Annotated in this window: 5 protein-coding genes; 2 read left to right on the top strand and 3 right to left on the bottom strand. The window is 65.2% G+C overall.

Features of this window, described 5'->3' with window-relative positions:
* Nucleotides 1-128: 128 nt before the first annotated feature.
* Complete coding sequence (locus tag HU742_RS10170) at nt 129-2,183, top strand: TonB-dependent receptor (RefSeq protein ID WP_186642402.1); 2,055 nt, start codon at nt 129-131, stop codon at nt 2,181-2,183.
* Nucleotides 2,184-2,219: 36 nt separating this feature from the next.
* On the opposite strand, the gene HU742_RS10165 is transcribed toward HU742_RS10170, so the two are convergent.
* The 3 genes from HU742_RS10165 to HU742_RS10155 are packed head-to-tail and all read right to left on the bottom strand — an operon-like array spanning nt 2,220 to nt 8,376.
* Nucleotides 2,220-4,367 (bottom strand): TonB-dependent receptor, encoded by a 2,148-nt coding sequence (locus HU742_RS10165; RefSeq protein WP_186642401.1) that lies wholly within the window; start codon nt 4,365-4,367, stop codon nt 2,220-2,222.
* Between the two features lie 32 nt (nt 4,368-4,399).
* Entirely contained in the window at nt 4,400-7,495 is a 3,096-nt protein-coding gene (locus HU742_RS10160) for a hypothetical protein (RefSeq protein WP_186642400.1), read from the bottom strand.
* On the bottom strand, nt 7,492-8,376 hold the full coding sequence (locus tag HU742_RS10155; protein WP_186642399.1) for an ABC transporter ATP-binding protein: 885 nt from the start codon (nt 8,374-8,376) through the stop codon (nt 7,492-7,494). Before HU742_RS10155 ends, HU742_RS10160 begins: the two co-directional genes overlap by 4 nt.
* Nucleotides 8,377-8,671: 295 nt before the next feature.
* Here HU742_RS10155 and HU742_RS10150 point away from each other — a divergent pair, with 295 nt between their 5' ends.
* Entirely contained in the window at nt 8,672-15,109 is a 6,438-nt protein-coding gene (locus HU742_RS10150; RefSeq protein ID WP_186642398.1) for a non-ribosomal peptide synthetase, read from the top strand.
* The last annotated feature ends 7 nt before the right edge of the window (nt 15,110-15,116 follow it).

The following is a 15,116-nucleotide window of genomic DNA, read 5'->3' as shown; positions in this document are numbered from 1 at the left end:
GCGCCAATCCGTTGCAGGCAACGTAACGCGCATTGATCAGAATCCTCGCTTAAGGACCTACAATGTCTGCACGACGCAACACGACGGCTATCCGTGGATCTTGCTACAAGTGTAATACTATAACAATAATGTTAACTTGGACACTGGCCAGTCCGGTACTCGCCGCCACTGACGAGTTCTTTGAACTACCCGTCTCGACGGTGACCGCGCGCATGGAGCAGGAAGACCCGCGAAACCTGCCCATCAGCCTCAGCGTGATCAGTGGCGAGCAACTGCGTACCCAGCGGCTCGACACGCTGGAAAGCGCCCTGCGCAATGCGTCCGGGGTCAACGTCAATTCTTCCGGCGGCCCGAATGACTTCAACGTGCTGATCCGAGGTGTCGGCTCGCTGTACCAGATGTCGATGGATGACAGCTCGGTGGCATTCAACATCGACGGTGTTCCGGTCGCCTCGCGCAGCCTCGGCTTCGGCACCCTGGATATCGATCGCATCGAGGTGCTCAAGGGGCCCCAGGGCACGATGTCCGGTGCGATTGGCCAGGCGGGCGCGGTGAACATCACCACCCGCCAGCCGACCCGCGAACCGGAAGGTTATGTACGCGGCGAGGTGGGTCAGGAGGGCCAGTTCCTCAGCGAAGGGGCCATCGGCGGACCGATCAGCGACAGCCTCAGTGGTCGCCTGGCGGTGCGCCGTGCCGGCTATGAGAGTTGGATCGACAACGACCGGACCAACGATCCCATCACCAAGCCACGCAACGAGGCTTATCGCGCCAGCCTGCTCTGGGACCTCGACGATGACACCCATGTGCTGTTCAGCGCCGAACGCCAGAAAACCGAACGCGCCACCAACTCGTTGGTGCTGCGTCCTTATGGCAGCGACCCCAGCCTGGACCTGTCGCCCGGTCTGTTCGATGACAATTACAAGACCACCGAGCGCTACACCGTCAAGGTCGATCATGACTTCGCCAACAGTCGCCTGACGTCGACAACCGCCACCTCCACCGCCGATTTCGAAGGCCTGGTCGCCTACGACAGCAAACTGATGGGCGCCCTGTATGGCACGCCCAGCGAGTACTGGGCGGTGGACAAATCTTTCGAGCGCAGCTGGAGCCAGGACCTGCACTTGAGCTCGCTGCCCGACGCCGACACGTTCTGGATCGCCGGCCTTGCCGCCAGCCGCAACGAGCGCAGCTACGACACGCCGCGCAATACCTATGGCACCGCCGATGCCAGGTTTCGCGACTTCACCACCACCACGTACGCCGGCTACGGCGAAATCACCTTCCCGCTCACCGAGCGCCTGAAGCTCACCACCGGCTATCGCCATTCCTGGGATCGCAAGACCTACGACGGCCAATACTTCGCTGGCGCCAGCGCCGTGGACGATTCACGCAAGCTGACCGACCACTACGGCACTGGCCGCGTAGCCCTGAGCTATGCGCTCACCCCGCAAACCAACGTCTACGTGCAATTGGCGCGAGGCTATAAATCCGGCGGTTTCAATGACTATGCGGCGCAGGTCAGCGACAGCGAGCCCTACAAGGCCGCTGTCAGCCGAGCCGCCGAACTGGGCTTCAAAAGTGAAACCGAAGATCGCCGTGGCAGCCTGAACGGTGCGCTGTTCTACACCCGCGTGCACGACGACCACCTGTTGGGCTACAACGCCACAACCTTCGCCACCAACGCGTTCAATGCCGATACCCGCACCCGCGGCGCCGAACTGGAAGGCACCTGGCACTTCGACCATGACCTGACTGTCGCGGCCAGCGTCACCTACCTCGACGCCAAGATCACCAGCGCCGTGCACGGCATCCAGGCCGGTGATGTCGCGGCGGGCAACCGTACCCCGGATGTGCCGCGCTGGAGCGGCAACCTCAACATCGGTTGGCGGCACCCGTTGGGCACCTTCGCCAGCCTGGGCGAAACCACCCTGAACACCAGCCTCAATTACCGCCTGGTGGGCGAACGCGCCGCCGATCCGCAGAACCATTTCAACCTGGACAACTACGAGAAACTCGACCTGCGCGCAGGTCTGGAAAGCCGCTTTGGCGAAGTCTATGCCTTCGCCGACAACCTGCTGAACCAGACCTACGACACCTACGGCTTCTACAGTGACCCGGTGGCCTACGGTGCGCCGGCGCGGCGGCGCACCTTGGGGGTCGGCTACACCTACCAGTTCTAACCTGCCCTTTACGACATGACGATCATCAAAGAGCACTCAGAACGAATAGCTATACCCGACGCCGGCCGAGCGCCCTCGGCCCGGCATGCCGGTGATCACCTGATCGGTGGAGTACGATCCATACAAGTCGTATCGCGCATCGAGCAGGTTGTCGCCCCACAGATAGACTTCCGAACCGCCACTCTCCAGGCCCACGTGCAGGTCCAGCTTGGCGTAGCCCTTGAGGTCATAATGATTCTGCGGATCCGCCGGGCGATTTTTCTGCACGCGATAATTGAGCAACGTGTTCAGGCGCGGAGCGGGCAAGCCCATAAACTCCCCCAGGTCCCTTTGCCAGGTGACGCTGAAATTACCGCTCCACAGCGGCACATCCGGTACACGATTTCCCGCGGCGACATCGCCGCCAGAAACGCCCGGAGCATCGGAGGTCACCACCGCGTTGGTGTAGCTCACGGCACTGCCCAGGGTCAGCTCATCGGTGACATGCCAGGTGCTCGACAGCTCGGCACCTTTGCTGCGGGTATCGGCGTTCACGGCGCTGACCGCCAGGGTGTTGAAGTCATACCCCAGCAGGTGGTCGTCCTGTACGCGGGTCATGAACAATGCTCCTTCCAGACTCCAGGCCCCCTCGACACTTTCATGCTTGAAACCGACTTCGGCGGAGTTCACCTTGGCTGCCTTGTAGGGTTCGCTGTCCCTGACCGATGTCGCATAGTCGTTGAAGCCCGCTGATTTATAGCCCCGCGACAGCACCGCATACAGGTTCGTCTGAGGCGTGAGCGCGTAGCTCAACGCCACGCGCCCGGTGCTGTAGTTATCCTGCAAGCGGCGGTCGTCACCGGTGCTAATGCCTCCGCTGGAATAGTCGGCACCGTAGGTCTTGCGGTCCCAGGTGTGGCGCAGGCCGGTGGTGAGTTTCCAGTCTTCGGCGATCGGATAGGTCATCTCACCGTACAGCGCATAACTGTTGGTGGTGAAATCGCGCATCTGCCGGGCGCCGTTGGTGAAATCTTCGGAATCGAAGCTGCGCTCGGAGCGTGACAGGTTTACCCCGGTCACCCAGAACACATCGGCGTCCGCCAGCGAACCCAGGCGCAGATCTTGGCTCCACACGCGCTCCTTGGCGGTATCTTCGATCAGGTATTCGAACGGTGAGCCGTAGAGCGCCTCGGTGATGTTGCGGTCGTAGCCTTTTACCGCATTGAAATCGGTGCTGGTGTAGGCGCTGATCGAGGTGATCCGTGCCTGCGCCAGGTCATGATTGAGCTCGAAAGAATAACGCTCGTTGGTCTTCTGGTTGTCATCGAACGTACCGGGCGTGTAGTCCAGGCTGGGGCGATTGCCAAACGGGCGCAGCATTTCCAGGCCGGCATAATGATCGGCGCGCTGGCGCTCGGCGATCAGCAGGCCGGTCGTACCCTGGTCGTTGTCCCACAGCAGACTGCCGCGAAAGGCCAGGTCACGAGGCTTGGTCAACGGGTCGCCGTCCTGCTGGTCGTCGACCCAGTTATCAAAGCCGCTGCGGCGCACAGCAATGCGTCCCGCGAGGGATTCGGTCAATGGCCCGCCAACCGCGCCTTCGGTCATGAACTGGCCCTGGTTGCCGACTTCGCCGCGCACATAACCTTCCAGTTCGCGGGTCGGTTTGCGCGTGGTGACGTTGATCGCGCCCGCCTCGCTATTACGCCCGAACAGCGTGCCCTGAGGCCCCTTGAGCACCTCCACTTGTTCCACATCGAGCGTTGCCATCGCCGCGTTGCGCACCGACATTGGCACGCCATCCACATTCAGTACCACCGAGCCGTCGTCCATGCTCATCTGGTTCAGCGAACCGACACCACGGATGCGCACATTGGCATCGTTGGCGCCGCCCCAGGAGTTCACATCCACGCCCGGCGTGGTCCGCAATGCGTCTTCCAGGCTGCGCAAGCGCCGGGTTTCGAGGGTTCGCCCGTCGATTACAGAGAGCCCGAAGGGAATATCCTTGGCGCTCTCCTCGTTCAACCGGGCACTGACCGTCAGCGGGGCCAACTCGATGACCTCCGAGCTGGCGGCAGGCTTATAGTCGGCGGCATAGGCCGTACATATCTGGCTGGACAAGGCCAGCGCCAGGGTTTGGGTCAGGACATTCTCACGCCAGCCCAACGGACGGCGTAGCGGTTGGATAGACAGCGGTGCTGACATGGAAAACTCCGGGCAAAAGGGATGGTTCGAATTCATTGCGCAGGCCCCCAGCGCTTGAGCGCCGCGGTAACTGCCTGATCGGAAGGCGCGCCCAGCAGGTGCTGGATCGCGGCAGGCCATCCCTGGCCGTTTCGGATATTTGCGGTCATCGCCGTCAGTTGTCCGGCGCTCTGCACGGCCACCCAATCCAGGCTGGCCAGCGGCGCATACGTGGCGACCCAGCTCTGTTCGCGGGCATTGGCCAAGGTGCCGATGGGCTCGCCGTCATTGCCCAAGGCGCGGGTCAAGTCGTCGCCCATCAACTTCACCAACGCCGAGCGGGCGTCAGCGCCGTCGACGTCACCGACACACAGCAGCCCGATCGCGCCCGCCACGCCCTGGCTCAGCAGGAGGTAGCCCGGGGCTTGCCGCAGGTCGCTGGCGTCGATCAGCATTCGGCGCGCAAGCAGTTCGGCGATATGTGCGCGACGCGTCCAGCGTCCGACGCCCGCCGGCGCTACGTCCCAATCCGGCGTCTGGCTCAGCAAAAGATGGTTCTGGCTCAACTGGCTGGCACCCATGCCGGTCGGCCACTGGCTCAAGGACTCGACGGGCGGGCGACTGCCCAGGCGCCGAGTTACACAAGCGGACATGGCTTCCAGGTCTTCATGTACTTCACGGGCGGTTTGCTGACGGCCGGCATCGGCGAGCACTTGCACACCGTCGAGGTCTTGCGTAGCGCCCGTGTGATAGGCGAAGTCCAGCGGCCCTGCGCTGTGACCCTTGATCGCCTGGCCATCCACCTCGATCAGCCATTTCCACGCCCCCGCCGGAGCCACCGCGTCTACCGCGACTGCGGACCCTGTCGGCAAACTCGGCACTTCAGGCGGCAGACCGGCTTCGGCACGTTGTACCGGCGCACGCAGCAAGCGTTCGCTGTCCAGGCCCAGACGTGGCATCACGCGGCGCGCTTGCAGCCACACTCCTCCCGGCCCCAGCCAGAATGCGTCACCCTCGGAAGGCCAGCCGGCAGCCTCCACCGTCCAGTTCAGTTGCACGTTGCAGCCGCTCGCCGCGCACTCCGCCAAAGGCACGCGCAAATGGCCGGCGGCCTGTTCAAAAAGGACCGGTCGGCCCATGACGCTTACCGTCGTGACGTGCAAACCCGACGGCAGTCCTGCGTCCAGGCGCCCATTGGCGGCGATCACGGATCCCAGCGTCCACTCACCTTCAACACGTCGCGCAACGCTGTCGACGCGCAAGTGCAAGCGGCCGTCCGCTACCTGCCAGGCGCCCGCCCCGGCCAGCCAACGCTGTTCCCATTCGGCGCGCTCGGCCCGTTCCTCGGCCACCGACCGGTATTCGCCCTGCTCCACCAGATGCCGATGCAACAGCGCGCCGCTGCCGAGCAAACCCACGGCCCCCAACACCAGCAGCACAACGGGCAAGCCCCGCAGGCTGTGGCGCACATCGATCAGGCGGCGCCGCTCCGGACCACGGGGCAAGGCCAACGCCGCCACCGCGACCATCACCAGGCAGCCGGCCAGTTTCCAGCTGGTCAACGTGGCGAGATAAGGCAGCCAGGGCCTCCAGCCCGTGAGTTGCGACAACGCCACGTGTGCCGGAATCGCCATGGCATAGGCGGGATAACTGACCAGCCCCAACTCATGGTTGAGCACCAGGAAAAACGTCAGCAGCATGGATGTCGCGTAAGCCAGGCCGGAGCGACGGATCAAGGCATGCACCAGCACCGTCAGCATCGCCAGTTCCAGCAGCGGCGGCGCGAACACCAGCGCCTGATAGATCAGCACAAAGCCCGGCGCCAGGTTATCCGGGACGGCCAGCGCGCTGATCACCAGGCTGGCAATGCCCGGCACCAGTGCCAAGGCCAGCGTCGCCGCCAGCACGCAGGCCACCCGCCCCAACAAACGCAGCCACGCCGGCGCCGGGGTCGCTTGCAACATCGCGCCGAGGCCTTCGACGTCATCGCGCCGACATACCAGCCCCACCAGCGCCGCGACAATAAAGGCGATCACCAGGAACGACGAGCTCGACAGCAACGGCAAGATCAGATCCGGTCGCGGCACCATCGGCCCGCGCGCATGCCAGACAATATGGACGAACCCACTGAGTATCCCCATGGCCAGCAGCAACCCAAGGGCGACCCACCAAACGCGTCGGGCAAACAACTGCCGCACCTGCCAGCGAGCCTCGCACCACAGGGCACGCGACCATCGGCTGGCGGCTAACGGGCCGGGCAAGCGCACATGGCGGGTCAACAGCATCGGCGGCTCCGCCAATACGGCGCCACCGCGTCGGCCCATCAAGCCCTGGCGGCTGGTTCGAGCCAGGACCACGGCCAACAGCAACAAGGGCACCCCACACCACAACGCCCGGTTCAGCCAGAACCCTGGGGTCAGTGCCAGTAGCGATTGGGATTTCTGCGCAGCGGTCCAGGTTTCCACCTGGGCCTGGGCAAACGTAAACAGCGAAGGATCAAGACTGGCGGCCAGCAATGGATTGATGTGCCCGCCCTTGAGCACCACCACCGCGAACATCCATAACAGCATCAGCACCGTCGCCAAGCCAAACGGTGCGGCCAGGCCTCGGCTGCGCAAGGCCAGCAGGTAATACAACGCACCGATCCCGGTGCTCACCGGCAACAGCAAGGCGACCCAGGCAAACCCCAGCGCCGACCAGCTTGGCGCGCCGATGCTCGCTGCCGGCACCCAGTCGAGCCAGCCCAGCACCGGGCTGACCAGAAAGCCGACGATCAATGAACTGGCGAGCAAGCCACCCACCAACGCCGCGCCGATAAAACGTCCCCACAGCAACGCCGGCAACGACAGCGGCAAGGCCAGCAGGACTTCTTCCAACTGCGCCTTGCGGTCCCTCAGGGCCGGTTGGGCAAACACCCAGGCCCAGGCAAAAAACAGGAAGAACATACAGCCGCACGACATCAGGTAAATCAGGCTCGGCGCATTGCGGGCGATATCGCTGGCGCCCATTTTCTGCACATAGTCGGCGTTGGCCAGGGCCATCAGCAGATAGCCGGTCAGGCCGAGGAACACCAGCAACGGAATGCCGCTGCGCAGCCCGGCGCGCACTTCAACCCAGGCCTCGCGCATCAGCAGAGCAAAAGTATTCATGCGTCGAGCGCCTCACCCGCCTGGGCCAGGGCCAGGTAATAGATGTCTTCCAGGCGCGGCGCATGGGGCACGAAGCGTGGGTCGGCAGGACGCTCGCCATGGACGATGACACGGCTGCCCTGCGGGCTGGCGGCCACATGCAAGGCGTCGGGCAGCGACTCGCCACGGTCGAAGGACGCTTCCCACAATCGGCCCTGCTCGGCGCCCAACAACTGTGCCGGACTCCCTTCGACAATAATCTGCCCACCCGCCAGCACCGCCAGTCGGCTGCAAAGGTTCTCGACGTCTTCGACGATGTGGGTCGAAAGCAACACGATCGATTCGGCGGCGACATCGGCGAGCACCCGATGGAAACGATTGCGCTCGGCCGGATCGAGGCCCGCCGTGGGTTCATCGACGATCAACAGGCGTGGCGAGCCCACCAGCGCCATGGCGATGCCGAACCGGCGCAGCATGCCGCCCGAATAAGTGGCGAGCGCCCGGTGGGCAGCCTGCTGGAGGTTGACCTTGTCCAGCAGGCCCTCGATTTCCTCGCGGCGCTGGCGACTGTCGGTTCGCCCCTTGAGCCAGGCAAAACGATCGAGCAAGTCCCGTGCGCTCACGCCTGGATACGCGCCGAGTTGTTGCGGCAGATAGCCCAAGCGACGGCGCAAATGATCGGCATCGACCAGCACATCCACCCCGTCCAGGTGAATGCTGCCGGCGTCTGGCTGCTGCAGGGTCGCCAGGGTCCGCATCAGGCTGCTTTTGCCCGCGCCGTTCGGTCCCAGCAAACCATACATGCCGGGCCCGACGCTCAGGTCCACGCCGCGCAGCGCTTCGACGCCGTTGCTGTAGCGCTTGCGCAGGCCGCGCACTTGTAAACCCGAATCGACAGACATCTACAACTCCAGATCAGAGGGACACAGGCCCTGCATGAGGGCGGCGAGCGACGGTAATCAAGGCCATGGGCCGGGCTCTACCCGATTCAAGTCATTTTCCAACCGCATCCTGCGACCGACCCGCATTGCGCGCAGCCGCCACGCCACTGCAACCGGTGAGCGAGACGCGGATGCGGGGCAAAAACGATTCGATCCGGGTAGTTGCCAAAATGAGAATGACTAGCATCTTCCCCCAAGCAACCCAGCGCCTGGGCCAACCCCGGTCCGGGCCCTAGTAATGAGAAGACGTTGAGCCATGGCCACTCCCAGCACCTCAACCGCAACACTGCTGCGCCAGTCCCTTTCCCAAGCCCTCGAGCTGCCCGCCGAGCAGATTCCCCTGGAGGCGAACCTGATCGAATGGGGGCTGGACTCCGTCACTCTGATTCGCCTCGCCGGCCAATGGCGCCGCCAAGGCCTGGCCGCGCGCTTCGCCGAGCTGATCGCCGACCCGCGCCTGTCAGCCTGGCTGGCACTGCTCGATGTGGCGACCACCGCCCCCGCCGCGCCCACTGTGCAGATGGACGAAGGGCAGCCTTTCGAACTGGCGCCGATGCAACACGCTTATTGGATCGGGCGCGCCCCCGGCCAGCAGTTGGGCGGTGTGGCCGCGCACTTCTATAACGAATTCGATGGCCGCGACGTTGACCCGGTCCGCTTGGAAGCCGCCGTTCGGGCGCTGCTGGTGCGGCACCCGATGTTGCGCGCGCAGTTTCTCGACGACGGCCGCCAGCGGGTTCTCGCGCAGAGCCCTTGGCCAGGATTGAAAGTGCATGACTTGCGCCAGGCCAGCGTCGATCAACAGCAACAACAACTGGAGGCGTTGCGCGCGGAGCTATCCCACCGCCAATTGGCCGTTGAACACGGTCAGGTACTGGATATCCAGTTGTCGCTGCTGCCCGACGGGACGCGCCTGCACTTAAATCTGGACATGCTCGCCGCCGATGCCTTGAGCCTGCGCATCCTGCTCGGCGACCTGGTGCAGCTGTATCACCAACAGCCCCTGGCCGCGCTGCACTACAGCTTCGCCCGTTACCTGGCTGACCTGCGCCGTGAACAGGCCAGCCTCGAGCAACGTACCCTTCATCAACAGGCCCGCGACTACTGGTTGCAGCGTCTGGACCGGTTGCCCGGTGCCCCGCGCCTGCCCGTCAAGACCCAGGGCGACGATCGCCAGGTGCGGCGCCGTCACCATTGGCTGCCGCCATCCCAGCGCCAGGCCTTCGAGCGCCACGCCCGGGAACATGGGCTCACGCCGGCGATGGCCCTGGCGGCGGTGTTCTGCGAAACCCTCGGTGCCTGGTGCGAGACGCCCGAACTGCTGATCAATTTGCCGCTGTTCAACCGCACGCCACTGCATGCCGATGTCGACCGCCTGGTCGGCGATTTCACCTCATCGATCCTGCTGGCTTGGGACGGTCACGTCGCTGGCACTTTTGCCGCTCGCGCCACGGCCCTGCAACGACGCTTCCACGGCGATGCGGCGCACAGCGCGTTTTCCGGCCTGGAGGTGCTGCGCGAGCTGTCCCGGCAACGGGGTGAGCAAGTGCTGGCGCCGGTGGTGTACACCAGCGCCCTGGGGCTGGGGGAATTGTTCGCCGAAGGCGTGCAGGCGTGTTTCGGCGAACCGGCCTGGATCATTTCCCAGGGCCCGCAGGTGTGGCTCGACGCCCAGGTCACCGAGCTGGATGGCGGCATCCTGGTCAATCTCGACGCCCGTGAAGGGCTGTTCGCCGAAGGGGTGCTGGACGGTTTGTTCGAAGCCTATACCGGCCTGTTGCAGCGCCTGTGCTTTGAATCTCCGGCTTGGGACCTGCCGCCGCCAGCGCTGATCCCCGCCAGCCAAATTGAGGTCCGCAACCGCGTTCAAGGCCAGGCCACGCCCCTGCCGGTACAGCGCCTGCACGAAGCGTTTTTTGCCCAGGCGCGCCTGACGCCCGAACTGCCCGCGTTGTTGCATGGCAATCACCTCGTCATCCACTACGGCGAGCTGGCCGAGCGCGCCCTGCGGGTGGCGGCCTACCTGGAAGGCCAAGGCGTCCGGCGCGGCGATGTGGTGGCCTTGCAACTGCCCAAGGGGCCCGAGCAGGTGATCGCGGTGCTGGGCATCCTGGCGTCCAGCGCCACGTACCTGCCCATCAACGTCGATCAGCCCACGGCGCGTTGCCAGAAAATCCGTGAGTCGTCGGGTGCTCGCTTATTGCTCACCGAACTGCCCGCCACCCGCACAACGCTGGACGCTCCGCGGCCCGGCGCGATCAGCGACCTGGCGTATATCCTCTATACCTCCGGCTCCACAGGTGAGCCCAAGGGCGTGGAAATCAGCCATCAGGCCGCCGCCAATACCCTGCAAGACCTGCAACGGCGCTTGCACCTGAACAGCGACGACCGAATCCTCGCGCTGTCGGCGCTGGAGTTCGACCTGTCAGTGTTCGACCTGTTTGCCGCGCTGTCGACGGGGGCGGCGGTGATCGGTATCGAGCCCGAGGCGCAACGTGATGCCGGACGCTGGCGTGAACTGGCCCTGCAGCATCGCGCCAGCGTGCTCAACTGCGTGCCGGCGTTGCTCGACATGCTGCTCGGTTGCGCCCCCGCCGGCGCCAGCCTGCCCCTGCGCGCGGTGTTGCTGGGCGGCGACAAAGTCGCTCCGGACCTGGCGCCACGGCTGTGGGCCCAAGCCCCCGGCTGCCGCTTCATGGCCTTGGGCGGCGCCACCGAAACCGCCATTCACTCGACCCTGTTCGAAGTGCTGCCCGGCCAGCCGCTGCCCTGGCACTGCCTGCCCTATGGCACGCCATTGGATAACGTCCGCCTGCGCATCGTCGACCCGCACGGCCACGACTGCCCGGACTGGGTCGCCGGTGAATTGTGGATCGGCGGCGCCGGTGTGGCCGAGGGTTATCGCGGCGACCGGGTGCGCACTGCTGAACGCTTTGTCGACTATCAAGGCCTGCGCTGGTACCGCACCGGCGACAATGCGCGCTATCACCCCGACGGCAACGTCGAATTCCTCGGGCGCAGCGATTTCCAACTCAAGCTGCACGGCTACCGCATCGAAGCCGGGGAAGTCGAAATCGCCCTGCTCGCCTGGCCCGGCATCGAGCAGGCGATGGCGCTGCTGGCCGGCCAGCAACTGGCGGCGGTGGTGCGTCTGACGGACGGCCCCGAAGCGCCCACCCGGTTTGACCCGCCGGGCCTCTCCCGGCATCTCGCCGAGCGCCTTCCGGGCTACATGATTCCCGGCACGATCCTGGGCTGCGCGCAGTTGCCCTTGACCGGCAACGGCAAGGTGGATCGTCAAGCGTTGAGCGCCTGGCTGGCCGAGAACAACACCCGCGTACCGGCCAACCTGTCGCCCCCCTGCGGCGCGATCGAAACGCAGGTGGCGCGTGCCTGGCAGCAGTTGCTGGGCTGTGGTGAAGTCTGCCGTGAAGATAATTTTTTCGCCCTGGGCGGTGACTCCCTGAGCGCCACCCGCCTGGTGCGCCTGCTCACCGAACAGGGGCTGGGGGGCGCGCGCATCGCCCAGGTGTTTGTCAAACCGGTGCTCGCACACTTTTGTGCCGATTTGCATCGAAAGACCCAGGCTCAAGCGCAGCGCACGATTGTGCCCGACCTGCCGCAACGCCACGCGCCTTTCCCCATGACCGAGGTCCAGCAAGCCTATTGGCTGGGCCGCGATCCGAGCCTGGCACTGGGCGGCGTGAGCTGCCACTTCTATCGCGAATACGACGTCGAGGATCTCGACCTGCCGCGCCTGCAGAACGCGCTGGAGCGCTTGATCGAGCGCCACGAAATGCTCCGCGCCGTGTTCGATCAATGCGGCCAGGCCCGCATCCTGCCCGTGCAACAGCTGCCCTCATTCAAGATCGGCCAGGGTTACGCCAGCCTCGACGACTTGCGCGAACACTGTGCCCATCGCGTGTTCGATCCGGGCCAATGGCCGCTGTTCGATGTGCAGGCAGTGACTCATGGTCGGCACACCCGGTTGGCCATCAGCCTGGATAACCTGATCCTCGATGCCCTGAGCATCCTGCGCTTCTACGCAGAATTGGATGCCCTGTACCGGGAGCCCGGATTGACGCTGCAGCCACTGGAACTGTCGTTTCGCGATTATCAACTGCAATCCGCGGTGGACGCGGCCGAACTGCAAGCCGCGCAACACTTCTGGCAGGAGCGCCTGCCCGAGTTGCCACCCCATCCGCAACTGCCGCTGGCGGTGACCCCCGCCAGTCTGGGTCAACCGCGCTTCGAGCGCCTGCAAGGGCAAATCGACGCTCAAGCCTGGGGGTCGATCCTGGCCAAGGCCCAACAACACGGCCTCACCGCGTCGGCGGTACTGCTCTGCGCGTTTGCCGAAACCCTCGGCCGCTGGAGTGCCCGCCCCGACCTCAGCCTCAACCTCACACTGTTCGATCGTCGTGCGCTGCATCGCCAGATCGATGAGGTCATGGGCGACTTCACCTCCCTGACGCTGTTGGGCTATGTACCGGTGCCTGGCGAGCGCTGGGTCGACCGCGCCCGGCGTACCCAGCGAACCCTGGGCGAGGCGCTGGAACACCGTTGCCTCGGCTCGGTCAGCCTGCTGCGGCAATTGGCTCGGGGCAATGGCGAGCAGCAGGTGAGCATGCCCGTGGTGTTCACCAGCGCCCTCGGGGTACCGAACGGCACCGCCGCGCCGGAGGACGGGCCGTTTGCCCGGCAAGTCTTCGGCCTGACCCAAACGCCACAGGTCTGGCTCGACCATCAGGTGGTCGAAGCCAACGGCGGTATAGCCTTGAACTGGGACTACGTGGTCGGCCTGTTTCCCGAAGGTCTTGTCGAAGCGATGTTCGACGCCTATTTGTACAGCTTGAACTGGCTGGCCGAGTACACCTGGGACAACCCACCGCCCGACCTGCTGCCCCAATCCCAGGCGCAGTTGCGCGCCCAGCTCAATGCCCCAGGCCCGAGCGTGCCGGGTGATCCGACCTTGCATGAGGGCTTCTTCGAACAGGCACGCCAAGCGCCACAACGCCCGGCGCTGTTGTGGGGCGAGCACGGCACGCTGAGCTATGGCGAACTCGCCGACCGGGCGCTGCGCATTGCGCGCAGCCTGGTGGACGCAGGCGTGGTGCCGGGCGACTTGGTGGCCGTGTCCCTGGCCAAGGGCCCCCAACAGATCGCCAGCGTGCTGGGCATTCTGGCCGCGGGTGCCGCGTACCTGCCGGTGGGTGTCGACCAACCGTTGCAGCGCCGCCAACGCATCCTGCAACAGGCCGGCGTGAGCCTGATGCTTGCCGGGCACGACCCGCAGCTGTCGAGCGTCAAACACCTCGATCCGCTTCACGCGCTGGAAGCTGAGCCGCTGTCGGCGCCGCTCGCCGTCCCGGCCGCAGAACTGGCCTACGTGATCTACACCTCCGGTTCCACTGGCCAGCCCAAGGGCGTGGAGATCACCCACCGCGCGGCAATGAACACCGTGGCCGAGATCAACCGCTGCCATGGCATCGAGGCCAGCGACCGCACACTGGCGCTGTCAGCGCTGGACTTCGATCTTTCGGTATACGACTTGTTCGGCCTGCTGTCGGTGGGCGGTGCGCTGGTGTTGATCGAAGAGGATCAGCGCCGCGATGCGCGGGCCTGGCTCAAGGCGTTGCAACGGCATGGCGTGACCCTGTGGAACAGCGTGCCGGCCCTGCTCGACATGCTGCTCGAAGCCAACGCCCACGACCACCAGCCACTGGGCCTGAAAGTGGCGCTGCTGTCGGGTGACTGGATTGGCCTCGACCTGCCGCAACGCCTGCGGCAACAGGCCCCCGGCTGCCGCTTTATCGCCCTGGGCGGCGCCACCGAAGCGGCGATCTGGTCGAACCATTTCCAAGTGCAACAACCCTTGCCGGGTTGGCGCTCGATCCCCTACGGCGTGCCGCTGGCGAACCAGGCCTACCGGGTGGTCGATGCCCTGGGCCGCGACTGTCCGGATTGGGTCACCGGAGAGCTGTGGATTGGTGGGGCCGGCGTCGCCCGCGGCTATCGTCACGCGCCACAGTTGAACGCCGAGCGCTTCGTCGATGGCTGGTACCGCACCGGCGACCTGGGTCGCTACCACCCCGACGGCTTGTTGGAGTTTCTCGGCCGCGCTGACAGCCAGGTGAAGATTGGCGGCCATCGCATCGAGCTGGGCGAAATCGAAGCCGCCCTCGCCCGCCACCCCTGCGTAAGCACAGCGGTGGCACTGGTCGCGGATAACCGGCTGATGGCCGCCGTCACCGCCAGCACCGACGCGCAGGCCTTGGCGCGACACTTGGAGCAATGCCTGCCGGGGTACATGCGCCCGGAGCAGATCCTGGTGCTGGAACGCTTGCCTCTGAGCAACAACGGCAAGGTCGACCGCCGGGCGCTGCTGGCCTCCCTGGCCGACGCCGCCCAAACGCGCCCGGTGGTCGACGAGCAACCGCTGCGCCCGGACGAACAGGTGATCGCCGAACTCTGGCAGCAATTGCTCAACGTGCCGAGCGTGTCGCGCCACGACAACTTTTTCCGACTCGGTGGCGACAGCCTCCTGGCCACGCGTTTTCTCGAAATGCTGCGTACCCGCCTGGGCGTTGAACTGCCCATGGGCCAGTTGTTCGGCGCCGCCACCTTGACGGAGGTGGCGCAGATCCTTGAGCGCCAGCCCAACTCGGCCACCGTTGAAGAGGGCGTCATCTGATGCCCGC

It is taken from the genome of Pseudomonas marvdashtae, assembly GCF_014268655.2.
Classification (GTDB): domain Bacteria; phylum Pseudomonadota; class Gammaproteobacteria; order Pseudomonadales; family Pseudomonadaceae; genus Aquipseudomonas; species Aquipseudomonas marvdashtae.
Note: the sequence above shows the minus strand (reverse complement) of the source record. Positions and strands in the feature narration are given on the sequence as shown.

Bases quoted from the DNA above. Each gene is read 5' to 3' on its own strand.
- HU742_RS10170 (WP_186642402.1), top strand. From the start codon at position 129: ATGTTAACTTGGACACTGGCCAGTCCGGTACTCGCCGCCACTGACGAG.
- HU742_RS10165 (WP_186642401.1), bottom strand. From the start codon at position 4,367: ATGTCAGCACCGCTGTCTATCCAACCGCTACGCCGTCCGTTGGGCTGG.
- HU742_RS10160 (WP_186642400.1), bottom strand. From the start codon at position 7,495: ATGAATACTTTTGCTCTGCTGATGCGCGAGGCCTGGGTTGAAGTGCGC.
- HU742_RS10155 (WP_186642399.1), bottom strand. From the start codon at position 8,376: ATGTCTGTCGATTCGGGTTTACAAGTGCGCGGCCTGCGCAAGCGCTAC.
- HU742_RS10150 (WP_186642398.1), top strand. From the start codon at position 8,672: ATGGCCACTCCCAGCACCTCAACCGCAACACTGCTGCGCCAGTCCCTT.